Source organism: Myxococcus sp. CA051A, from assembly GCF_013336705.1.
Taxonomy (GTDB): Bacteria; Myxococcota; Myxococcia; order Myxococcales; family Myxococcaceae; genus Myxococcus; species Myxococcus llanfairpwllgwyngyllgogerychwyrndrobwllllantysiliogogogochensis.
This window is the reverse complement of sequence record NZ_JABUMS010000073.1, coordinates 1-610: the sequence shown is the minus strand read 5'-3', so window position 1 is coordinate 610 and position 610 is coordinate 1. Positions and strand designations below refer to the sequence as shown.

General features: G+C 66.7%; 1 protein-coding gene. It reads left to right on the top strand.

The genetic code is table 11. The annotated features are described in order from the left end of the window. Window positions 1-610: phosphopantetheine-binding protein (locus HUA74_RS44960; protein WP_174459515.1), on the top strand; the 610-nt coding region annotated here is incomplete at both ends.

Here is a 610-nt window from a genome sequence, read left to right as displayed (position 1 = left end):
CATCCCTTCAGCAGCACTCCTGGTGCTCGCCTCTACCGCACCGGTGACCGAGTCCGCTGGCTCGCCGACGGCACTCTCGAGTTCCTCGGCCGCTCCGACTTCCAGGTGAAGGTCCGCGGCTTCCGCATTGAGCTGGGCGAAGTCGAGGCTGCCCTCCGCCTCTTCTCTGACATCCAGGAAGCCGTCGTCCTCGCTCGCGAAGACGTCCCCGGCGACAAGCGTCTCGTCGCCTACTTCACGGCCGCCGAGCAGGACATCGACACGTCCGCGCTCCGCTCATTCCTCTCCCAGCGCCTGCCCGAGTACATGGTGCCGGCTGCTCTCGTCTCCCTCTCCGCCTTCCCCCTCTCCGCCAACGGGAAGCTCGACAGGAAGGCTCTTCCTCCTCCCGACTTCGCCGCAGCTGACGCCTCCGGCGACGACTTCGCCCCTCCCTCCACTCTCACCCAGTCCCGCCTCGCCTCCATCTTCTCCGACGTCCTCGGCCTGGAGCGCGTCAGCATCCACGGCGACTTCTTCGAGTTGGGCGGCCACTCTCTCCTCGCCACTCAAGTCGTCTCTCGCATCCGCTCCACCTTCGACGTCGAGCTGCCCCTCGGTGAGCTCTTCT